Raw genomic sequence first — 24,352 nt, forward strand, 5'->3', positions numbered from 1 at the left:
ACTTCTTAATTAAAAGATTTTTTTTAAAAATTTTACCTAATTAGTCCCATTGATAGACCTAAAGCGCAGAATTGCGCGGTTTCCTAATCGAAAAATTCTTTTTACAGATTTTTTTGACACCTTAGTTCACCGCAATGTACACCCTAATTACGCCATACGTTTGTGGGGTAAATTTATGGTTAGAGAACTTGGAATGAGCTTCTCTTCTGAGAAACTTTTTACCATTAGGAATGAGTCTTTAGCCTATTTAGGAAAAAAGCAGAATAAATCTACTTTAGAAGTAAAGTATAAAGATGTTATAAGAGAGGTATATAATAGATTGGTTAATACCGGAAATCTTAATAACGTTCCTTTTGCCAAATTTAAAACACTCTTTGAGAAAGCCGATTATATTGCTGAAATCTCCGTTCAGTTCAAGAATGAGGAATTAATTGATATTCTATCTTATTACAAAGAAAAAGGATATCTAATCTACTTACTATCGGACTTTTACCTTTCTAAAAAAGTTATTATAAAAATTTTAGAGCACCATAAAATGGAGCATCTCTTTGATGATGTTTTCATTTCAAGTACCGTAGGAGAAAGTAAAGCCAAGGGTGGTTTATACCCATATGTCCTAGATAAAACAAATACAGACCCTAAATCTGTATTGATGATTGGAGACAATAAAAAAAGTGATGATATTAATGCTTCCAAGTATGGAATAGAGTCCTATCACTTAAAACATTTTTCTCATAAATTTAGAAATAAGAGAAATCTATTTGGGTCTGATAAAAACGATTTTAAAAAGGTGTGCCATACCATCAAAGAAAGGTGTTTTGAAAGTGAGCATCAGTTTAGTGAATATATAATACACTTTTATTTTTTCACAGAAAGGTTGTATATCAATGCTAAGAGAAACGGAAATAAAGATCTTTTCTTTTTGGCTAGAGAAGGGCATTTTTTAAAGCAATTGTTTGATTCTTATCAGGAAATGAACTTGTTTCAAGGTGAGGAAAAAATAAATACACACTATTTAAAAGCCTCGCGGCAATCTGCTACCCAACTGGCATTACGTCCTTTACCTAAAGAGGGCTTTGAAAAGTTGTTGAAAAAGTTTGGTGATATGTCTTTACAACATTTCCTAGACTGGTTCCCTTTTTCAGATTCAACAAAGAATGGAATTATAAATGATATTCCATTTCTTAAAGATGAAACTATTCCAGACTTTTTTAAGTCACCTGCAATGGAACATCTTAGAAATAACATAGCTTTTCAAGATGCATACGCTAAGAACCGAGAGACGCAGAAGGGTGCTTTCATGAGATACCTAGACTCTTTTGGAGCTAATTACAAAGAAGAGGGTCTTGCATTGGTAGACGTAGGCTGGGGCGGCACTATGCAAGAGAGTATTTATAAGTTTTTCAAAAAGAAAACACCTGTTACTGGTTATTATTTAGGACTTAAGGAAATCTATAATATAGAAAAGGATACCAAAAGATATGGCCTCAACTTTTCAATATATCCTAACCACGATTTTTCTGATGACATTCTTATGGCCAATGGGCAGCTTTACGAGCAATTGCTAGCAGCTCCACATGGCAGTACATTATCTTACAAGTTTGCAGAAGAAGGTGAGTCCGCAACGGTTGAATATCACGAACCTAACGAGAAAATGGTTTATGATAAGTTTATTGGTTCTACTCAAGAATATATGTTTTTAGAATTCAAAAATCTGTTCACTCAACTGCGTGCTATTGACTATACTCAAGAAGTAACACAAGAATACTTAACGGATATGGCACTAAGAACAGGCATATTCACGACTAGAAAGAAGCTTAAATTCATAAAAGAAATTACAAAAGGATTTTACCAAAATGTTGGCGAAAATAAGGTTGGACTTGAATACAACCCTAATCATATAAGCGTCTCTAAAGTTGGTCTTATAAAAACCTTTGTAAAATCTCCAGAGAAAGTTTTTCGCTATTTAGTAAAGATAAAACCCTTCTTATTCTATAGGGGCTACTATTGGCTTTCTTGGCCAGTAAACTTAACATACTACTATATTAAACTCAATTTTTGGGCTAAACGAAAATGGCTGAAAAAGGGCTTAATCTCCTAGATATCTTAAAATTTGGTGATTAGAAATTCCGAACGTCTGTTTTCCTGATGCTTCTCTTCTTCACAATAAGTATTGTCATCACATTCATTTAGTAAATGTGTTTCACCATAGGCCTCTGTTTGCAGACGACTAACATCAACTCCTTTTTTAACAAGATACTCCTTGGTACGGTTAACCCTGCGTTCAGACAACCAATTATTGTACTTAGAAGTCCCTCTTGAATCTGTGTACGAACTAATTTTTAGTTCTAATTCAATATGTTTTTGTAAAACCAACGCTAAACCATCTAGCACCTTTTTGGACTTTGTATTCAAATAAGAAGAGTTTAAGTCAAAATAAGCCAATCCTAATGCATCTATTTCTCTTTTAATATTTAACTCGCGTTTTTTCTCCGCATCCACCTTAGCCTTCTCTGCTGCAGCTAAACTAGCTTCTTCTCTTTCTTTAGCTAAACGCGCAGCCAAAGCAGCTTGCTCCTTTTCTCTTTGTACAGAAGCAATAGAGTCTTGCTCTTTTTGACGCTTCTCAGCCATTTCTTCAATCAGAGCTAACTTTGCCTCTCCCTTTTTTGATAACCCTTTTTCTATACCAAATTGATATACAACACCTGCGGCATGTTGTAAATGGTTAGTTGCATTATCATTATTAGCCGCCCATTTTCCAGAAGAGCTAAAATCAAGCCCAATCCTATCTGAAAACCAAGTTCTAAACCCCACTACTGCATTGTATGTGGCACGTGATTCGTTATTAGCTTCTGTATAGCCTGCTCCAACACCTATATAGGGATCAAACCAACCAGTCTCACCTATAAGTTTATTCAAGTCATATGTTAACCTTGCGTCTAAACCATAATAGTCCGTTTCTTCAAGATTGGTTCTTCCATCTATAAATTTTCCAACCTTATACTTATTATAACTACCAATAGCCTCTACACCAATACCGCTTTTAAAATAACGACCAATACTTATCCTAGATGGATACGCAAGTGTGTTCCATTGTTTTCCAAATGAAAATAGTTCATGAAATACATCTCCTGAATCATCTACGATGTTATAGCCTAAGCCAAACATCCACGAACTTTTAACGATGCTGTCTTTTTCGGTAAGTTGTAACTCTTCTTGTGCTTGCAACAGGTTGAATGAAACACATAGCAAAAGAACCATATAATGGGTAAAGGTTTTCATAGCAATTAGATTTGGGTGTTCTAACTACAAAGTAATGACTATCAAACCAATAAGCCCAAAGTACACTTTGAACGGTAACAATAATCGGTAGTCCGCTAGATTTATAGAATCGTTAACAGTACTATTCTAGGATAATTTTCTTTTGGGTAAGTGGTAATTTATAAACTGAGAACGGTGTAGTAATAGATGTAGATGTCTTTTTTTGACTTTCATTCTTAACCCCAAGAACTAAGTCTTTTTCTGACTCTTTCGTTACAAAAAGTCTAGGTTCAAAAGAATTTTGTCGTTTTCCTGCACAATAGATAACAAGCATTTCTTTAGTAAAGTCAATTTGCGGAACTGGTAATCCCGGTTTCCGGGTTCTATTTACTTTGGAATAGAATTCCTGCAGCGTCTTTACATCTTTAATGACCACAAATTCTTCCTCATCAGAACCACTATAATTATCCTTTTCAATGAGTTGCAATTGATCTGGGGTTTGTGCCACTCCGTCATTTCCCACAGCTTTCTCTTGTCCTTTACAAGAAGAAAACAGCAATATTAGAACTAAAAGAATGGATTTCATATTAAATATAAGATTTATCAAACCTAGCCTTATATGCTTTTTCATAAAGTGCTTCATAAAGAGGAAGTACCTTCATAATATCAAAACGCTCGGCAGATATTACCGCATTTTTCTTGAATTTCTCTAAAACAGCATCGTCTTTTAAAATAAGAAGGGCATTTTTAGCCATATCATCTACATCTCCTACATCACTTAAAAAACCGGTAATACCATGTTCGTTCACCTCAGGAATTCCACCAGCATTACTAGAAATAACAGGCACTTTGTTAATCATTGCTTCCAAAGCGGCCAAACCAAAACTCTCTGATTCCGAAGGCAATAAAAACAAATCTGAAAAACATAGAATTCTATCTATTTCATTACTGTTACCTAAAAATATAACCCTATCAGAAATTCCTAACTCTTCGCATAACCTTTCGGCATTTTCTTTTTCGGGGCCCTCTCCCACCATCACCAATTTTGCAGGAATTTCTTTCTGTATGCGATTGAAAATTTCAATTACATCTGGAATACGTTTTACTTTTCTAAAATTACTAATATGGGTAACTATCTTTTCATTGTCTTCCGCCATCAAAGAACGCTGGCAATCCGTAAAAGAAGTACTATAATTAGATTTATCTATAAAGTTAGGAACAACTTCTATTTCCTTCTTAATATTGAATATCTCAAGAGTATGTTGTTTCAAATTTTCCGAAACAGAAGTAACCACATCAGATTGGTTGATGCTAAAGGTAACTGCTGGTTTGTAAAAAGGGTGTTTACCTACTAAAGTAATATCTGTTCCGTGTAATGTAGTTATCATTGGAACGTAAATTCCTTCTTCTTCTAGCATCTTTTTTGCCATGTACCCTGCATACGCATGAGGTATAGCATAATGAACGTGAAGTAAATCTATTTTATGTAACTTAATAGTATCTACCAATTTACTGGACAACGCCAACTCATAGGGCTGATACTTGAACAATGGATACTCAGGTACATGAACCTCATGAAAGTAAATTTTGTTACCCAACAGCTCTAAACGAACAGGCTGTTTATAAGTTACAAAATGCACTTCATGACCTCTATTGGCCAGGGCTATACCAAGTTCTGTGGCTACTACACCGCTGCCCCCAAACGTAGGGTAACAAACTATTGCTATTTTCATTAATCAAATTTAGCTAAATCTATAAAGTAAGTCGGTAAAAGTCCTTTTTAATTTCAAGACAGGTCTTAGATATTCAAAATAGATTGATTACTACTATTTAATTCTCTATAATTTAGACTGATAGAAAATAGAAAAGGATTAATTTAATTTACGATAGCATCGTAAATCACCTGTTGAATTCGGGTTCGTAAACCTGATTTAATCAAAAGGGTATTTGAAGAGGAAGGGTAAGTTCTATTGCTTAAAAATACATAGACAATTTCTTCTTCAGGATCAGCCCAAGTATAGGTTCCTGTAAAACCACTATGTCCAAAACTTTTTCGTGAAACACATCCGCAAGTAGGACCACTATCTTTTAACTGTGGTTTATCAAAACCAACACCACGCCTTACATTTTTATCGCAAAAGTAACAGGTATTGAATTTTTTAACAGTTCGTGTATCTAAAAATCGTGTACCTCCATAGAAGCCGTTTTGCAAGTACATTTGCATAATCTTAGCAACATCTCCTGCATTACTAAAAAGTCCGGCATGACCACCAACACCACCTTGCATAGCTGCGCCCATATCATGAACATAACCCTGAACGGTCTCGTAACGGTAATATTTATCTTCCTCAGAAGGAACAATTCTATTCTTAGGGAATTTTTCAAGTGGATTATAACTGGTACTTGACGCACCTATTGGTTGGTAAAGAAATTTATCTACTTGCTCATCAACGCGTTTCTTGCCTACCTTTTCTATGTATTTTTTCATTACATAATAGCCAACATCACTATACCTATATCGGTTAGATTTTAAATCTTGACGACCAATTCTATTATATATTGAATCGTTGTAAGCATCTGCTAAATAAAGTTTGTCCGTTACTTTATAAGAAAAACCATCCGTAGGTTCTGTTCTATAGAATTCTTTTGATGGCTTCCTATCCTTATCTAAGGTATCTACATAAAAAGCAATCCATGCTGGTAGCCTTCCGTAGTGTGATAATGCTTTAAGCACGGTAACGTTCTTTAATTCGGTGTCCGCATATGCGGGAATCAATTCTTGAAACGTATTGTTTAGCTTAATATCTCCTTCTTCCTCCATTTTCATAATCATAGGAAGGGTCCCTAATATTTTGGTAATGGATGCCAAATCATAAATATTATCTGGAGTAATACTGTCCTTAGAGTCATATGTGGGTTTTCCAAAACCTTTATTGTAAATGACCTTTCCTCTTCTAGCAATTAAAACTTGGGCTCCCGGAAACATAAGAGAATCTAGCCCATGTTGAACCAAAGTGTCTACTTCTGCCAGTTTAGCCGCATCAAAACCAACTCTTTCAGGGAAACTATACCCCAACCTGAGTAATGATTTTAACTTAATCTGAGTATTTACCGGAAAATCTTTATGTGCAGTAACAGGAAGCTTACCCTCTGCCGGAATAGCGCCGAAAATCAGCTGAGCTGCCTTACGCTGCGCTAATTCACTATTTTGATATGCTACCACTACTCCATCTATACTTTTGAAAGAAGACACATCTAAAAGTGTATACGGCTTGGCAAATACAGAAAGGATAACGTTAGACGTTCGCTCATCGGCTATTTCCTGTAACCATTGTAATTCCTTCTTTGAAAACTTATACGCTTTCCAAGGACTTTCATTGCTCTTATGATGACCTATAATCACCAAGTTATAATCTTTAAGTTTATTTTTTAACGTGGCGATATCACTGCCGTTCACTTGCGTCACCGTTGCATACTTGTTCAGCTCTTCTATAAACGGGTCACTATCTGCATCACCAAACTTTACGTAGGCTATTTTCTTATTTTCCAACCGCTTAACACCCATCAGGTAGAAATTATTCTTCACGACTGTCAAAGCATTTTCAATAGCCTCTTCGTAAATCAGGTCATCGGTTCTTGAGTTAAGGTCCTCATACAGGTTTTCTAACGCTATAGGCTTATAGCTATTTAGTCCAACCTTGTATTTAGCCATTAAAATCTTCTTAACGGAACTAGCCAATCTTTCTTCGGAAATCTTACCCTTATCGTATGCTTTTGTTAACTTTTCTTTCGCCTTTTTTACTTCCGTTGGCATCAACAAAATATCATTACCAGCCATAAACGCAGCCACTTCAGCATCACCATCTTTTCCATGGTTAGTAACTCCTTTCATATTAAGGGCATCCGTAAACACGAGTCCTTCAAAGCACATTTGTTCTTTTAGCAATCCAGAAATAATTTGCTCGGATAGCGAAGAAGGAAGTTCTTTTTTCAACTCTAATGCTGGAACCTCTAAGTGGGCGACCATAACACTACTTAACCCTGCATCTATCAATCTTCTGAACGGATATAGTTCTACACTGTCCAAACGTTCTTTTGTAAAATTGATAATTGGTAGTGCTTTATGTGAGTCTGTAGCGGTATCGCCGTGACCCGGAAAATGTTTCCCGCTAGAAAGTACACCTACACTTTCCATACCTTTCATAAAAGCAATACCCTTTTCGGCAACGTTTTCTCGGTCTTCACCAAAAGAACGATTACCTATAATCGGGTTTTGAGGATTTGTATTGATATCCACATCGGGAGCAAAATTAATGTGCACTCCCAACCGCTTGGCATGTTCACCAATACGTTTACCTACTTTGTGTACAATTGTATTATCCGTTATTGCGCCAAGAGTCATATTCCATGGAAAAGCATAGGTAGAATCTAACCGCATGGCAAGACCCCACTCCGCATCCATACCAATCATAAGTGGTATTTTTGAAACCGACTGAAACTCGTTCGTTAATTTTGCTTGTCTTACTGGGCCGCCTGTAGAAAAAATGACGCCTCCTATTTGCTCTTCTTTAATAAGTGCCTTTACTTTATCCGTACTGGATTTTGCTTGATCAGAAGCAACCATAACCATAAACAGTTGGCCTAACTTCTGCTCCAAAGTCATTTCATCATAACGTGCATCAACCCATTTGCTTTGGCTCAAACTATCTTTGGTAACCAAAGGATGTTGCTGGGCACTTGCACTCAGAAATACAAAAAAAAGTAAGGAAAAAATTGGAAAAACCCGCATTACTAAATTGATCTATGGCAATAACTAAAAACTAAATGGAATATTGCATTTCATCCGATATATATAATAAAATCAATACCTCAGAAAAGGAAATAGATTTTCGTTTTACAAAAAACGAGAATGCCAGCTCTCCGAAGCAGGTACTTCCCAGTGCTCTTGGTACTCCAATTTATTAGTAACCAAGTTGTTGAAAACAATAGTATTTTTTGATACTGCTTTCTGCTTAGCCATCTTTTTAAAATCTATCAAAGATTTATAAGCTACATGTTCGCCCTGCTTATAGGAAACATTCATCTTATCCAATAACTCAACATTATACTTTTTTTCTAAATGCTGAATAAAATGTACAGAAGCGTCTATTGAACAACCAGATGCCGCGGTAGCACTTTGGTCCAAAGCCACAATAATAAATCGTCTATATTTTATTTCATATCCAGCTTTTAACTGACTCCCATGGGCAGTCCACTCGGTTATGAATTCATCAAATTCTTTCTGTATTTCCTCTAGTTCTGTATCCGTAAAGCTACGACTACCTTGATAGATCCAAATACGTGAAGCATCCGGTAAAGTATTAAATTCTACTAGCATCTTTTAGTGTTCTAATTTGGGGTTCTTAAATCAGGGTATTACAGATCTCCTGCCGATGCAATAAGTTCGGCTATATCCATTACAGCAATTGCCCCTTCTTTTTCTTTATTCTTAACACCGTCCGTCATCATCGTATTACAAAATGGGCATCCCGCTGCAATAATTTCCGGCTGGGTTTCCATTGCCTGTTCGGTACGTTCAATATTTATGTCCTTATCGCCTTTTTCTGGCTCTTTGAACATTTGAGCTCCACCAGCACCACAACATAATCCCTTTTCCTTACAGCTTTTCATTTCGATAAGCTCGGCATCCAGTTTACGAATTAACTCCCGTGGAGCTTCATAAACGTTGTTTGCTCTTCCTAAGTAACAAGGGTCATGATACGTGATACGTTTACCTTTGAATTGACCACCTTCTAACGTAATTCTTTTATCATCAAAAAGCGTTTTCAAAAATTGCGTATGATGAACTACCTCATAATGACCTCCTAAACCAGGATATTCATTTTTTATGGTATTAAAACAATGCGGACAAGCCGTTACAATTTTATTTATTCCGTAGGCATTCATTACCTCTATATTGGTAGCTGCCTGCATTTGAAAAAGAAATTCGTTCCCAGACCTTTTTGCAGGGTCTCCAGTACAACTTTCTTCGGTTCCCAAAACGGCAAAAGATACGTTTGCCCTGTTCAGCAATTGAACAAATGCTTTGGTTATTTTCTTTGCCCTATCGTCAAAACTTCCTGCGCAGCCTACCCAAAATAATACTTCTGGCTTTTGGCCTGCGGCAAAAAGTTCTGCCATTGTTGGAACCTTTAATTCGTTCGCCATTATAAAAAATTCAAGTTCTAATAAATTAATTTAAGTAACCATAAAAGCCTACTTACTCTTCTTTGGCCCAATTTAGGCGGTCCATTTGATTGAAAGGCCATGGAGCACCATTGTTCTCTATATTACCCATCATGTTATTCAAATCCGTAGGCGCAGCAGACTGCTCCATTACTAAATATTGACGCATATCCATAATTATGGAAAGTGGATCAATACTTACCGGACAAGCTTCAACACATGCATTACAAGTAGTACATGCCCATAATTCTTCAGGAGATATGTAGCCATCCAACAATTGCTTGCCATCATCAACAAATGTCCCGTTATTGGCGTCTATATTTTTACCTACTTCCGTAAGTCTATCCCTAGTATCCATCATGATTTTCCTAGGAGACAATTTTTTTCCAGTTTGGTTTGCAGGACATTCGTCCGTACAACGACCACACTCTGTACAGGTATATGAATTTAAAAGTTGTACCCAACTCAAATCCGTAACATCAGAAGCACCAAATTTAGCAGGCTCTTCCGCATCTTCTGCAGGAGCTGCAAAAGGATCCGCTGAAGGGTCCATCATTAATTTCACTTCTGCCGTTACTGCATCTGAATTTTTAAACTGTCCTTTAGGAACCAGTTTTCCATAATACGTATTAGGAAAAGCTAAAAGAATATGCAAATGTTTAGAATAGTAGAGGTAATTTAAAAAGCAAAGAATACCAATAATATGTATCCACCATGCAGTTCTTTCAACAAGAATTAATGAACTTATTGACATCCCTTCAAAAAGCGGCGCTATATACTGACTTACAGGAAACGAGCCTGCTTCTGTATAATGGGCAGCTCCCATTTGCTGTAGTTGATAATCAGCTCCGTTCATGGTTAAAAACAGAGTCATCAATACCAATTCTATATACAGAATAAGATTTCCATCTTCTTTTGGCCATCCTGCCATTTCAGGTTTCATAAACCTTTTAATACGAATGACATTTCTACGTATCCAAAAAATGGTTACCGCAACAATGACCAATATTGCCAATATTTCAAAAGAACCTATCAATGCATCGTAAACAACTCCTAATGGAGCAAAAAGACGGTGCGTTCCTAGAATACCGTCTAAAATAATTTCTACTACTTCAATATTTATAATGATAAAACCAACATATACAATAATATGTAGAAAACCGGCAATAGGACGCACGACCATTTTACTTTGGCCTAAGGCAATTTTTGCCATGTTCTTCCATCGCTGACTTGTATTATCAGAGACATCTACATCTTTACCTAGTTTTATGTTCCTAGACAGACGTTTTACATTTCGCGCAAAAAAGCCTATTCCGGCTATTAGTACGATTACAAATAAAATATTTGAGAGGTATTCCATCTATTGTTCTGGTTGTTGAGGATTGGCTGGGTCTTCTTCGGGAAGTTCGTATTCCGTCTGTTTTTTACCAAAAACAGATACATTTACATAACGTTTAGGATTCAAACGAAAATCTTGCAACAAGAGATCTAACTCTCTAGAGGCGTTATTAAGATTGTCATATAGCTCTTCATCTTTCACAAGTTTACCAAGTGTTCCGTTTCCGTTTTCAATATTAGCCATTAATGTATTCAAATTGCCCATGGTAGATTCTAAATTTGCCAGTGTACGGCCTAGACCAGCATTATTTAATGAATCTGATAGCTTGGCGAAATTGGATGTCAACTCTTGAAAATTATCTAAAGATTGATTTAATCTACTCTCATTACTACTTAATATTCTATTTAGAACATCGGCACTTTTCTGAAAACTGGCTACTGTACTATTAAGTCCGCTAAGTGTTTGCCTTAAATCATTTTTAGCTCTATCATCCAAAACCTCGTTTACATTCATAAGCAAACTATCTGCATTGGTAACAGCGCCTTCCACTTTTCTCTGCAATGGCGTAAGTTGTTTTTGTACCAATTGGGTAAGTCCCAACTGAATATTACTAGGTAAAGTATCACCAGATACTGCCATTGGCGTACCATCAAAAACGGGTTTTACCTGTATGCCCTTACCCCCAATAATACCTGTATCATATAGTTCTGCAGTACTATGCTTGGAGAAATTGAAATCACTTTTTATAAAAAGTGAAACCAAAAGACTACCACTGTGGTCTTTAAATTTTACATCTGTAACATTACCTACAACAAAACCGTTTATGGTTACCGGAGTACCTACTTGAAGACCTCCAACTTCTTGATATACAGCATATACAGTTTTTCCATCTTCAAATAATGGCGATGATTTTAAATAGCTAAAGCCTAAAATGAACAACAGTATACCACCTATTACAATGATTCCTGTTTTTATTTCCCTGGATAGTTTCAAAAGGATCGATTTTGGGTTAATAAGAGACTTCGTTTAACACATAGGTCTCTAACAAAATTAGAAATAAAATATGGAAGGTACTTACTTATTGATACTAAACCTACTTAAGACTATCTTTAAAGGGTATTCGTTTACCATCTCTATAGGCTACGATGTACGATGTGGTATATCCCCTTGAATCTGCTTTGGATTTTAATATTTTCGCTTCCTCTACTGTACTTGCGCTGCCATACACATACCTGTACAACCCTTTAAAAGGCTCTTTTTCCACACTAGTCAATCCATTAAAAGAAGAAGTTCGTAATGGAATGTTTTTAGCACTGGCCATAATTTGAACTTTATAAACCACATTTGACTTAGCTTCCCTACGAGCAGTAGCTTCATCCCTTCTTTTCGGTTCTTCTTTTTTGGAAACAACTGGTTTTTTACTTTCTTTAGCTTCTTCTATTATCTGTGTTGCCGCTTTCTTTTTTGCTTCCACAGGTATCTCTGTAGTTTTAGCAACTATTGGCTCATCCTTTATTTTCTTAGCAACTACTTTTTTCTTTGGCGCTATAGCTTCCTTTTTAGGGGCTACCTCTTGCTTCTTAACTACTTCTGGCTCCGGAGCATCAGGAATAGTATTTATGGTATAATCTGCTACATTGGCCCTTACGTTCTTTTTATAGGTAAGAATAGCATCCGCGATAGAAGTCGCCATATCATTTTGGCCTTTTTTCGAATTTAAATAAGCACCTTCTTCTTTATTGGTTAAAAAACCTGTCTCTACCAATACACTAGGCATAATAGTTTGGTGCAAAACTATAAATCCCGCCTGCTTTACCTTTCTATCGGTACGCTTTAATTTATTTGAAAAATTATCTTGAATAGCTTTTGCCAAGGCGATACTCTGATCCAAAAACTCTTCTTGCATTATAGTAAGCCCAATAACTGACTCCGGAGAATTGATGTCATAACCAGCATACTTTGCCTTGTAATCATCCTCTAAATAGATCACAGAGTTCTCTTTCTTTGCGATTTCAAAGTTCTGCTTGTTAGCGTGAAGCCCTAAAACAAATGTTCCCGCACCGTGCGCATTTGATGTATGAGAATCACAATGGACCGAAACAAAAAGGTCTGCATTAGCCTTGTTAGCTATCTGACCACGCTCATACAAATCAACAAACGTATCATCGTTACGGGTATAAATAACTTTAATATCAGGATTTTTCTCAAGAATCGCTCCTGCTTTCAGAACAATGTTCAGGGCAATTTTCTTCTCTAAATAGCCATTTCCCATATTACCTGGATCATGGCCACCATGCCCTGCATCTAGGACAACAATAAACTTGTCGTCATCGGTATCTTCGGTATTATTATTGTGGAAAGAAGATAAAATTAGGGTTAAAAAAACAATAGGAAATAAAAGAAACCGTCGTACGCGCATGTTCACACTGTATTTGTAAGCCTTCATTAATGGTTAAATTTATGGTAACACCCTGTATGGGGAACGAAAAATATATGTAAGTTTGAACTCCGAAAACAAAGCCAAACGGTTACAAAAATAGGATATATAGCCTTGCAATCAAATAAACATTTTTTTCTTTTACTGGTATTGCTATTAGTTGGCACATTCTCCTCACTTGCTCAAGAAGACGGTTTAATACCTCTACCTATTAAAGCAGAAAAGGATACAATTATTGCGCCACTTTTCCCCGACCCCGCAAAAAAAGACAGTATTGCGGGAGATTCCACAACCTTAAAAACGAAAAGCGGAAAGGAGCCTCTTCTCCTTGACAAAATCAAATACAAGGCTAAAGATCACGTGCGTCTTAGTCAAAAAGACCAAAAAATATACCTCTACAACGAAGCCGAAATATACTACCAAGATACCGAATTAAAGGCCGGTATTATTATAATGGATTATATTAAAAATGAGGTTTATGCCGGTAGAATTAAAGATTCTTTGGGCAATTATACTCAATTACCTTATTTTAAACAGGGAGATAATGAGATACGCCCTGATAGTATTCGTTTTAATTTTGATAGCCAAAAAGCACTTATTTGGAATTCCAGAACTGAACAACAAGCTGGTTTAGGGCAATTAGGTAGTGATGCCATGAAGGTATATGCCGAAATCACAAAAAAAGAGAATGACTCCGTATACTTTTTACACGAAGGAAAACTAACAACCTCCTCGGACACCATAAACCCGGATTATTATATTCGAATCAGAAAAGCGAAGTTCGTTCCTAAAAAGAAAGTAATTGCCGGATTCAGTAACCTTTACATTGCAGATGTTCCAACACCCATTGCTCTACCTTTTGCTTATTTTCCATTAACCGTAGGACGGTCCGCTGGTGTCATGATGCCTACTTTTGGTAATGACCCAGATAGAGGATATTTTTTACAAAACGGTGGGTATTACGTACCCTTATCGGATTATGCTGATATTACGCTTACAGGAGATTTCTATACCAACGGGAGCTATGGTTTTAGAACACAAAGTGTCTACACCAAACGTTATCGTTATCGTGGTAATGTAAACTTTAGATATGAGAACCTGGTAACCAGTCAAAAAGGGTTTGATGATTACAGTAACAGCAAGGTCTGGAATATTCAAGTTTCACACTCTCAGGATACAAAGGCAAGTCCCAATTCGCAATTCTCGGCATCGGTAAACCTAGGGAGTAGCTCTTATTACCAGAACTCATTGAACCAGGTAAACTTACCACTTACGCAAAACAACAACTTATCCTCATCCATATCCTACTCAAAGACTTTTCCTGCGTATCCCTCAGTTAATATGAGTCTTACAGCCAGTCACTCTCAGAATACGAGTCCTGCGGCACGAGAAGACCCTACTATAGACAACATACAGATGACGCTACCTACTTTTCAGGCTAGTATGGAACGTATATTTCCATTTGCTAAAAAAGACGGTATAAAAAAGGGTGTGATTCAGAACATTAATTTTCAATATGATGTTAATGCTCGTAACTCCTTAACAACCAACGATGAAGATTTTGCAACGGCGGCTATGTTCGATAATGCACTAGTGGGAGCCAAACATAGAATTCCTATTAGCACAAACTTTAAAGTAGCTAAATTCTTTAGCGTTACTATGGGTGGTAGCTACGAGGATGTATGGGCTTTGGAAACTTATACGCAGCGTTACGAATTAGGCGATGACGGGGCTATAGGTTCCGTAGTACGAGATACGATTACAGGTTTTGACCGATACAATAAATATAACATGAGTGCCAGTATTGGAACTACTGTTTATGGTACTTTCAACTTTGGAGAAGATAAAAAAATTCAAGCTATACGGCACGTCATGAGACCGTCTTTAAGTTACGGCTACTCCCCTTCCTTTGACCAGTTCTATGATGAATATCTGAACAATGATTCCGGTGAAGTTATACAATATAGTCGTTTTGAAGGTACATTGAACGGAGCACCTAGTTTAGGCAAGAGTAATAGTCTTAGCTTCTCTTTAGCAAACACTTTGGAGGCCAAGGTTACAGATAAGGACTCTACTGCTACGGAGGCAAAAAAGGTTCCTATTCTTAGTAACTTCAATATATCAACAGGGTATAATTTTGAATCGGATTCATTAAAACTGAGTCCACTTAGAATTAACGGAGGTACCAATATCTTAGACAATAAAATGTCCATCAACTTTTCAGCAGGTTTAGACCCATATGCTATTGACAACAATGGTAGTAGAATAGAAAAGTTTAATATTGACAATGGAGGAAGTCTATTTAGACTAACGCAAGCCAATATTAACATTGGCTATTCTATAGATAGCGAAACTTTTGGAAGAAAAAAAGACGACAGAGATAAAGAGAAAGAAGATGAGGCTGGTGCTTACGATTATGTAGCACAAAGTGGCGGTAGAGATGATGACCTTTTTGGTAGATCTGACAATTTTGATGACCGCCGAAGTGGAGATGACGATAAAGAAAAAGAAGGGGATCTCGAAAACCCGCGTTACGCTACTAAGATTCCGTGGAATTTTAGGCTAGCTTACTCTGCCAGTTATTTTAACTCGGCCCGTCAGAACGAATTCAGCAGTCATTCTTTGATGTTTTCCGGTGATATAGAACTGTCTCCTCGTTGGAAAGTGGGAGGTTCTAGTGGCTATGACTTCAAGAACAAAGGATTCACTCTTACACAGTTACGTTTTGAAAGGGATTTAAAAAGTTTTAGAATGAACTTTAACTGGACACCTTTTGGACAATACTCCAGGTGGTATTATTTTATCGGTATAAAAAGTTCCATCCTAAGTGATTTGAAGTGGGAAAACCGAAGTCAAAACTAAAGAGCTAACCAGTTCATATTCTTAAAGAAATTTGCTGTAACATAAGACAGATTTCAGTTTTACCATTCTACTATATTAACATCAAAACTATAAAATCATGAAAAAAATAATTAACACCCCAAACGCACCCGCTCCAATAGGTCCTTATAATCAAGCTATTTTAAGTGGAGATACTTTATATATTTCCGGTCAGATACCTATTGACCCTTCTACAGGCAACCTTATTGAAGGTGATATATCTAAAGAGACGCGCCAATCTATGGAAAACTTAAAAGCCATACTTACAGCAGCAGATATGACTTTTGAGCACGTGGTAAAAAGTAATATTTTCTTGAACGATATGAACCAGTTCTCTCAAGTAAATGAAGTTTATGGCTCATATTTCAACAGTGAAACAGCTCCCGCTAGAGAAACCGTAGAAGTTGCCAATTTGCCAAAATTCGTAAATGTAGAGATTTCAATGATTGCTGTACGTTAACAAACAAAAAAGCAGGCCCTGATTCTCATCAAGGCCTGCTAATATAATATGATAAAGAAGTAAAACTTAGATGGTCTTCTTGTGAAACTCCATCAAACCCTCTATAGGGCGTTGTCTTATAACTCCAACAATTAAATCATTACGCTGTAGCACGGCAATTAGCTCCTCACGAAGGTAATGAGCAATACTTCCCACAAAGTTAATTGGCACCTTGGTAGCCAACTCAAACTGCATGATGTAATTATTTACAAACTGTTGAAAACCTTTATCTATTACTCCTTTACAATACGGGTGGTCCTTATTTTCCACTAAAAAGCGAGCAAAAGTAGCTAGGTAGGTATTTGGATTAGGCTGCTTGTATAAATTCTCTTTTATGACATCGGCATCCAAATCATACTCCTTATTGAACTTGATACCCAAGTCTTGAGGCATTTTATGAAAATAGTAATCTCTAATCAACTTTCTACCAAAGAAGTTACCACTACCATCATCCATAGGAATATAACCCAAAGAGGTTACTTTCTGGAACAACTGGTGGCCATCATAATAACTACAATTAGAACCTGTACCCAAAATACATACAATACCTTGAGAACCAATTTGTGTAGTTGAGAAAATAGCTGCGTACGTATCTTCTTTTACATCTGCTTTTGCGTTTGGAAAAAAATCTTTGAAGATTTCTCTCAAAAAGTTTTTCATGCGTTCAGTACCGCATCCAGCACCATAAAAATGCAATCTAGAAACCTTTTCTCTATTTTTTGAAAGCTCAAAGTTATTGGCTAACCTATCTTCAATTACCTCTCTTGTTAATACTTCAGGACTCAAACCTAAGGTTTGGGTCATAAACAACTGGTCTCCCTTTTCATCCAAGGCAATCCAATCTGATTTGGTGGCACCACTATCTACAATTAAAATCATAATGTTCGTTTAAAAAAATAATCCTGAAAATAAGCAAAATTTTGCCCACTCTCAGGATTACAATTAGTAATATTTAAAAAAATTACAAACTAGCAACGTGCTGAGCTAAATCTACCATTTTGTTAGAAAAACCAGCTTCGTTATCATACCAGCAAATTAATTTAAAGAACTTAGAGTTCAATTCAATACCAGCACCGGCATCAAAAATACTTGTACGTTTATCACTTACGAAATCTTGAGAAACAAGAGCCTCTTCAGTATAACCTAAAATACCTTTCAACTCGCCTTCAGAAGCCGCTTTGAACGCTTTTTTGATTTCTTCGTAAGAAGTTTCTTTTTCAAGACGAACAGTTAAATCTACTACAGAAACATCTGCAGTTGGTACTCTAAAAGCCATACCTGTAAGTTTTCCTTCTAATGCAGGAATTACTTTAGTTACCGCTTTAGCTGCACCAGTAGATGCAGGTATAATGTTTAACATTGCACTTCTACCACCTCTCCAGTCTTTTCTAGAAGGACCATCAACTGTCATTTGCGTTGCAGTAGTGGCGTGAACTGTAGTCATCAATGCCTCTTCAATACCAAAGTTATCGTTCAATACCTTAGCCATTGGAGCTAAACAGTTAGTAGTACAAGATGCGTTAGAAACGATAGTGTTAGAAGCTTTCACATCTTTATGGTTAACACCCATTACAAACATTGGTGCATCTTTAGATGGAGCAGATATAACAACTTTTTTAGCACCACCATCTATATGGTATTGTGCCATTTCCAAAGTTGTGAAAATACCAGTACATTCAGCAACTATTTCAGCGCCAACTGCATCCCACTTAATACTTTTAGGATCACGTTCTGCTGTAATTCTTACTGTTTTACCGTTAACGATCAAGTGACCATCTTTTACATCAACAGTACCTTCAAATTTTCCATGTACGGAATCATACTTTAAAAGGTAAGCCAAGTGCTCAACATCCAACAAATCGTTGATTGCTACAACATCTACACCTTCTCTTCTTACAGTTTCTCTGAAGACTAATCTTCCGATACGACCGAATCCGTTAATTCCTATTTTTAAATCTGACATGCTCTTTTGTTTTGAATTAAATTATGTTGTCATTATTTCTGAAACTCTAATAAGCTCCTTATCTATTTTTGTATGACCCTTTATAGCCTTACTGATAGGAGTTAATATAATTTTGTTATTCTGAATACCTACCATAAAATTGGTCTGGCCCTCCAATAAGCTTTCTACTGCTTTTACCCCCATTCTACTGGCCAACACCCTGTCATAACAAGATGGAGCACCACCACGCTGCATGTGACCAAGTACGGACACCCTTACATCATATATAGGTAAATGTTCTTCTACATATTCCTTAAGTTCAAAGACACTCTTTCCTATCTTATCACCTTCTGCAACAACCACGATACTGGAAGATTTTCCTGACTTTTTACTGCGTTTAAGAGACTCAAGCAAACGCTCAAGACCCCGATTGGCCTCTGGAATCAGAATTTCTTCTGCACCTGCACCAACACCAACGTTCAAAGCAATATGACCTACATCTCTACCCATAACTTCTACGAAGAAAAGTCGATTATGGGAACTGGCCGTATCTCTAATCTTATCTATTACTTCTACTACCGTATTCATGGCCGTATCAAAGCCTACCGTATTAGATGTACCAAATATATCGTTATCAATTGTACCTGGAATACCTATTATTGGAAAGTGATATTCTTGATTAAACATCATGGCACCGGTAAAACTACCGTCGCCCCCTATTACAACAAATGCATCAATACCTTCTGCTTGCAATTGCTCATAGGCCTTCTTTCTACCTTCTGGAGTTCTAAAGTCATCACAACGGGCAGATTTAAGAATCGTACCACCCTTATTAATTATGTTGTTAACACTTCTTGCATCCATTGGCTTAAAATCCCCTTCAATCATGCCTTGGTATCCTCTGTAGATACCTACACAATCTACTTTCATGTAGGCGCAAGTTCTAACCACGGAGCGTATTGCTGCATTCATGCCGGGGGAATCTCCGCCAGAGGTTAAAACACCTATTTTCTTTATTTCTGAAGCCATTGAAAAAAAACTAAGTCGCAAAACTAACAAACTTATTTGAATTCCAACTGTGTTATGCGTCTAAATTAACATGATGATAACTTAGTACACATTTTCTTAGTAATTACATTTAATTATAACAAATTTACCATTACATACCCTAAAAATTAAGAATATCATAAAATGAGTATTTAATGAAAAATAGTGCTTTTTCAGTCAATTTCTGAGTCTTTTTAGATGGTTCGTCAGCCTATCTGAAGGTGCCATTTCAAAGAAGAATTGCTATAACTGGTTTTACTTTAACCGTTTATCTTTGGGATAGAACTTTAATAAACTATCTCTACCCATTACTGAACTTGGGACTTCGTTAAGTTCTGGAAGTTTTTTCTTTGGCTCTTCCTTTTTCATAATAGTCTTAAAAAGCTCTCTAAAACTATTAAAATCTACTTCATAGGAGATACCTACACCTTGAGTATAACCCAATCTATCTGCTAAATATTCCTGTATTTCATTTTCTCTGTTGAAAAACTTAGCACTTAAGGTTCCTTCTTCATTTAACAATAGTTGAATTTCAAAATCACCGGCAACAACTGTTTCCGTTGTTCCACCAACCGGAACACCCACTTTACCGTTAAATAGTAAACGATCACTGATCTGGGTAGATACGGTTACCCCTATCCTATTTTCCGTTTGATAATCTGCGCTTCTATCTAAAATACCTTGCTCATAAGAAAGACCTAGATTAAATTTTTCATTTTCGCCCAAAACTTGATTCAACAATCCTGATGCCGATTGTAATAAATTACCCGTAAGCGCCTGTTGATCAATACCTGTCTGGTCATTTACAAACGAACCCTGTGCTAATAAGAACAATGCATTCCGTTCTTCTACAGTTGGATCCTGAAGGCGATATTCCAACTCAGACTGCACAATAGAATTGGTTCCTGGAAAATCAATATTAAATTCAATATCAGGACTTTCAAGGTCATCAGTGAGCTTAATGACTACTTCCGTAGGTATTCGCCTAGTATAACCGGGATTATCCAACAGTGGAGCTGGGTTTGCGTTTAAAGCATACACCGCCTCAAGATCTAACGTAGCTTTTAGAGGTTCACGATCCCAAACAATGGTTCCACCAGGTTTTACCTGAAAAGTTTTATTGATAACCCCACCAAACTTGTAATTGTATTGACCTTCCACAACAACAAAATCACCATACATTTCAAAAGCGCCGCGGGTGTTTATACGAATTAATAAAATCCCTACCCCACTACCCCTTAAAGAACTTCCTGTCTTGGTATCCGTTACAATCTCTACTTCTGCATCTGGGGTAACATCCAAATCAAAGGTAAGCTCCAGCCCCTGAAATCCATCAAGAACACGTTCTTCTTCTACATGGTTTAGTTCATTTTTTTCAACAAAATTAATAAAGGAATAATCCCCTATGGAAGCCACATCGCTTAAAGGAATCTTCAAAGAAGTACCCTTAGCTGTTTTTCCTTCAACCTTAATGTTCAATGCTTTTGTGGGGCCGAAAATCCTTCCTTTTCCATCTAAATAACCAGTTCCATAATAAAGAACCTCTTCTTCAAAATCAGTATTTAAGATTAGAAAACCATTATCTTTTGTGTCGACATTCAAATCAAGAAGCCAATTATGAAAGAAAGAATGGCTAATGGTACCATCTAAAGTTGCCTTTGTATTCTTGGTTACATCAGTAACTTTAATCTGATCAAAATCAAACGTTTGCTTACTAAGGTTCACCCTAGAATTAGCAGCAAAATTATAATCTACATTCAAGTAAGGCACACCTAGCCCAGCTTTATCCAAGGTTAGAACACCACTGAAATCTGGATTATCTACCGGACCTTGAATACGTGCATTACCACTAACAAAACCACGTATGTTACTTAAAATATTCTCACCTAAAGGTGCAAATGGCTCTAAATTAAACTTATCTAAACTAACCAACAGGTCAGCCTTGGGCATATCTTCCTTATTATTTATGTTCCCAACAACGCTTAGCTTTTCAATACCTTTGTCAGTAATTTGGGAATTCACGGCAAACTCCGTTAAATCCTTGTTACCCACAATACCCACCGTTAAGTCTCCCAAACGCATGTCATTAATAGAGAAGTCATCTACCGCAAGATTAGAGGACGGTAAATAAATATTGTCTTTCTGCAGAATATTAAGCGTACCATTCACCTCGCCTTGCAACCTAAGGCTATCTATTGCCGGTGTTATTTTATTAAGCGAAACAATCTTAAACTCAAGTTGTAAATCTTTATATGTAGAATCTGCCAATTGCCCTTTTAGCCTTATCTGCTCCTGAGCGCTGTTGTTCATTACAATCTCCCGAATATCAATACTATCCAGTGTACGATTAATGACAACTTTATTCTTGTTATCCCCATCTTTATTAAGAACCCATTTGTTACCCTTAAAGTTTATGTCGGACGTTTTCAAACCTATTACCGATTTGTTGTCTTTATTAAATGTATGGTAGAAGTTTAGGTTGTAACTATCATTTAAATCACTTCCTCCTTTAAATTCCGTTCTAAAGAACAAGGTATCTTTTAGGGTCGTGTTTATTAGGTTAAAATCCTTTACATCATAATAATTTGTCGAGAGATCACCAACCGAAATATACGTATTGAATAATGGGTTTTTATTATCTATTTTAACATCAATATTATCCGCTTCATTTCCAAAAGCGACTATACTAGGCGATTTGAAGTTTAATTTAAAATCGCCCTCATCAGCTACTATGTTCCCTTTTATAAAGGTATTGGGGTCAAATTTCACCTCTGGAAAAAAGACGTCTACAATCTTATTATAAATCTTAAAATTGAAAGCTAGAGTTTGACCTCCAGAAATATTAAAAGGCCTATAGTTGGTATAAATACTACCCAAAGAGTTCTGAACCAATCGTCCGAGTTCAGCAACCCTAAAACGCCCCTTCATATACCCTGTAATAATGTCCGGAGAGTTAATATCTATTACCCTAACTCCATCATCCTCAAAGGTGGATGACACCTTAAAATCTTCAAAATAATAGGTGTCATTTTTATTCTGAAATATGGTTTTTGTAAACTTAATATCACCCACAAGATTGTCTAGTGTGTTTCCGGTAACATCCATATTTACATTTCCTTTAAAAATGGAAATACTGTCTTTAATGAAGTTCAACTTATTTAAATCTGCATAGTCTACAGAAGCAATAAAATTAAAGTCATTACGATCCTCTCCAAAATCTGCAAGTCCTTTAAAACTAAATTTGACATTTTCATCATTGCTCAACAGCGTACCATCAAACAATTGTTCTTTTAATATTCCCGAGACCTTTAGGTCATTATACTCGTAATTATTGAATTCTATTGAATACACCTCTCCAATAACCTCCGTATTCAAAGTCTCCTGAACAAATCCTTTTCCTTCTACATTAAAATCCAGAGAGGTCTTACCCAATCTCTTATTCTCAGCAAAATCTCCAAGGTCAAAGTCAATTAGAGACACAAAACCTTTGTACTTCGCGTTATCTATATTATTGATATCCGAAAGGGTCAAATCTGCATAGCTACTACCAATTGCAGTATTCAAATTCACCTTGGCATCTATAGAATTCTCCGTAATAACCGTATTACCACGAATGGTAAATTGCCCTAATTTTTGAAACGAAGAAGGGAGAGATTTACCCAAAATGTTAGGCATTAACGCACGTAACTCATAGTAACTAGAGGTTACGTTTTTCATATCGGCATGCATAACGAAGGGCTGCTTCCGAACAAAAAGGTTTTTAAAATTGAAGTCTCCTCTTATACCTGTGTTATCCGACTGTAGAAAAAGTTCATCGGCATTCAAATCATTTAAAACGCCACTTACTTTGGAAGAAAAATTAACTGTCTTTCCTTTACCAAATTGATCATAAAGCAAGTTAATTTCATCAAAAGCTACCTCTGATTCTACAAACTCCGCCTTTAAATTCACTTTATTTAAAAAGTCTGCAAAATCTTTTCGTTCATAATCAAAAACTAAATCTCCTTTAAGACGAGAACCTTCGGTCTTTATTCGCAATGAGTCAAAACGCATCTGTTGCTTGGTATACTTAAAGTCGGTAGCCATCTCCTTTACGTTGATGCCACGCTGACTATTAAAAGCCATAAAATTTATCTTAGCAGATACTTGTGGGCCTAAAATCTGAAAATCTGTTGCTCCAATATTTAGCTCTTCAAAATCCAACAAAAGTTCATTTTCGAAATTTTCATCAATCAGTCGGAAATTACTGTTAGAAATCTGAACATCCGAAGACGAGAAAAAGAAAGGGTCCGTACCGGGTTTCCGAGGTTTTCCATCATTGAATTTATCAATGAAGACCTCAAGATTTGTGTTTCTATTGTCTAAATAGGTTTTTAGTTTAAAATCAAGTTCATCAATCTTAATATCACCAAATTCCAGTTTACCCTTGCTTAAATTACGGACACTTAGAATAGAAGTCGTAAGCTTGTTTACGTAGAAAATGGTGTCCTTTTGATAATCTTCAATATAAATACCTTCAAGATTTGTATCCCAAGTAATTAAGGAAATACGAAGTTTATCTATATTAATATTCGTGCCAAAATCCTTATTGATAGTGTCAGTAGCATACTTAGCAAAACTAGTCTGAACGAATGGCAACGAAAGGATGACCGTACCTAAAATACAGATCAGCACGAGTACCATCATGGTTCTAATCAGTATTTTTCTAAGTTTTTTGAT

Annotated in this window: 16 protein-coding genes; 3 read left to right on the forward strand and 13 right to left on the reverse strand. The window is 36.3% G+C overall.

Annotated features, from left to right (window positions below; all coding sequences use genetic code 11):
• Positions 1 to 49 precede the first annotated feature (49 nt).
• Positions 50 to 2,101 carry an HAD hydrolase-like protein gene (locus tag HW347_RS18275; RefSeq protein ID WP_214613184.1) on the forward strand — a complete coding sequence of 684 codons (2,052 nt, stop codon included), beginning with the start codon at positions 50 to 52 and terminating at the stop codon, positions 2,099 to 2,101.
• A 5-nt stretch (positions 2,102 to 2,106) separates the two neighbouring features.
• On the opposite strand, the gene HW347_RS18280 is transcribed toward HW347_RS18275, so the two are convergent.
• From HW347_RS18280 to HW347_RS18320, 9 genes are all read right to left on the reverse strand, one after another.
• Positions 2,107 to 3,285, reverse strand: a complete 1,179-nt coding sequence (locus tag HW347_RS18280; RefSeq protein ID WP_225901977.1) for an OmpA family protein — start codon at positions 3,283 to 3,285, stop codon at positions 2,107 to 2,109.
• Positions 3,286 to 3,406: 121 nt separating this feature from the next.
• Complete coding sequence (locus HW347_RS18285) at positions 3,407 to 3,850, reverse strand: hypothetical protein (protein WP_214613185.1); 444 nt, start codon at positions 3,848 to 3,850, stop codon at positions 3,407 to 3,409.
• Position 3,851: 1 nt separating this feature from the next.
• Complete coding sequence (gene bshA, locus HW347_RS18290; protein ID WP_214613186.1) at positions 3,852 to 4,997, reverse strand: N-acetyl-alpha-D-glucosaminyl L-malate synthase BshA; 1,146 nt, start codon at positions 4,995 to 4,997, stop codon at positions 3,852 to 3,854.
• Positions 4,998 to 5,140: 143 nt separating this feature from the next.
• A complete protein-coding gene (locus tag HW347_RS18295; RefSeq protein ID WP_214613187.1) occupies positions 5,141 to 8,053 on the reverse strand; it encodes a glycoside hydrolase family 3 N-terminal domain-containing protein in 2,913 nt (970 codons plus the stop codon).
• 105 nt (positions 8,054 to 8,158) lie between these two features.
• Positions 8,159 to 8,641: an ABC transporter ATPase gene (locus HW347_RS18300; protein ID WP_214613188.1), complete on the reverse strand. Its 483-nt coding sequence runs from the start codon at positions 8,639 to 8,641 to the stop codon at positions 8,159 to 8,161.
• Positions 8,642 to 8,679: 38 nt separating this feature from the next.
• The gene (locus tag HW347_RS18305) at positions 8,680 to 9,471 is read right to left on the reverse strand and encodes a (Fe-S)-binding protein (RefSeq protein WP_214613189.1); all 792 of its coding nucleotides are present in this window, start codon (positions 9,469 to 9,471) and stop codon (positions 8,680 to 8,682) included.
• 52 nt (positions 9,472 to 9,523) lie between these two features.
• Positions 9,524 to 10,849: a (Fe-S)-binding protein gene (locus HW347_RS18310; protein ID WP_214613190.1), complete on the reverse strand. Its 1,326-nt coding sequence runs from the start codon at positions 10,847 to 10,849 to the stop codon at positions 9,524 to 9,526.
• Positions 10,850 to 11,821, reverse strand: a complete 972-nt coding sequence (locus HW347_RS18315) for an MlaD family protein (RefSeq protein ID WP_214613191.1) — start codon at positions 11,819 to 11,821, stop codon at positions 10,850 to 10,852.
• A 100-nt stretch (positions 11,822 to 11,921) separates the two neighbouring features.
• Complete coding sequence (locus HW347_RS18320) at positions 11,922 to 13,274, reverse strand: N-acetylmuramoyl-L-alanine amidase family protein (protein ID WP_225901978.1); 1,353 nt, start codon at positions 13,272 to 13,274, stop codon at positions 11,922 to 11,924.
• Between the two features lie 105 nt (positions 13,275 to 13,379).
• On the opposite strand from HW347_RS18320, the gene HW347_RS18325 reads away from it, so the two are divergent.
• Both HW347_RS18325 and HW347_RS18330 read left to right on the forward strand, forming a co-directional pair.
• A complete protein-coding gene (locus HW347_RS18325) occupies positions 13,380 to 16,127 on the forward strand; it encodes a putative LPS assembly protein LptD (RefSeq protein WP_214613192.1) in 2,748 nt (915 codons plus the stop codon).
• Between the two features lie 97 nt (positions 16,128 to 16,224).
• On the forward strand, positions 16,225 to 16,605 hold the full coding sequence (locus HW347_RS18330; RefSeq protein WP_214613193.1) for a RidA family protein: 381 nt from the start codon (positions 16,225 to 16,227) through the stop codon (positions 16,603 to 16,605).
• Between the two features lie 66 nt (positions 16,606 to 16,671).
• Here the strand turns inward: HW347_RS18330 and HW347_RS18335 are convergent, their stop codons facing one another.
• The 4 genes from HW347_RS18335 to HW347_RS18350 form a co-directional block, all read right to left on the reverse strand.
• Positions 16,672 to 17,523, reverse strand: a complete 852-nt coding sequence (locus HW347_RS18335; RefSeq protein ID WP_214613194.1) for an N-acetylglucosamine kinase — start codon at positions 17,521 to 17,523, stop codon at positions 16,672 to 16,674.
• 82 nt (positions 17,524 to 17,605) lie between these two features.
• The gene (gene gap, locus HW347_RS18340) at positions 17,606 to 18,607 is read right to left on the reverse strand and encodes a type I glyceraldehyde-3-phosphate dehydrogenase (RefSeq protein WP_155596869.1); all 1,002 of its coding nucleotides are present in this window, start codon (positions 18,605 to 18,607) and stop codon (positions 17,606 to 17,608) included.
• Positions 18,608 to 18,628: 21 nt separating this feature from the next.
• Positions 18,629 to 19,615, reverse strand: a complete 987-nt coding sequence (pfkA, locus tag HW347_RS18345) for a 6-phosphofructokinase (protein WP_155596870.1) — start codon at positions 19,613 to 19,615, stop codon at positions 18,629 to 18,631.
• A 273-nt stretch (positions 19,616 to 19,888) separates the two neighbouring features.
• Positions 19,889 to 24,319 carry a translocation/assembly module TamB domain-containing protein gene (locus tag HW347_RS18350; RefSeq protein WP_214613195.1) on the reverse strand — a complete coding sequence of 1,477 codons (4,431 nt, stop codon included), beginning with the start codon at positions 24,317 to 24,319 and terminating at the stop codon, positions 19,889 to 19,891.
• Positions 24,320 to 24,352 lie beyond the last annotated feature (33 nt).

The sequence above is a fragment of the Zobellia barbeyronii genome (genome assembly GCF_018603515.1).
In the GTDB taxonomy this organism is placed as follows: domain Bacteria; phylum Bacteroidota; class Bacteroidia; order Flavobacteriales; family Flavobacteriaceae; genus Zobellia; species Zobellia barbeyronii.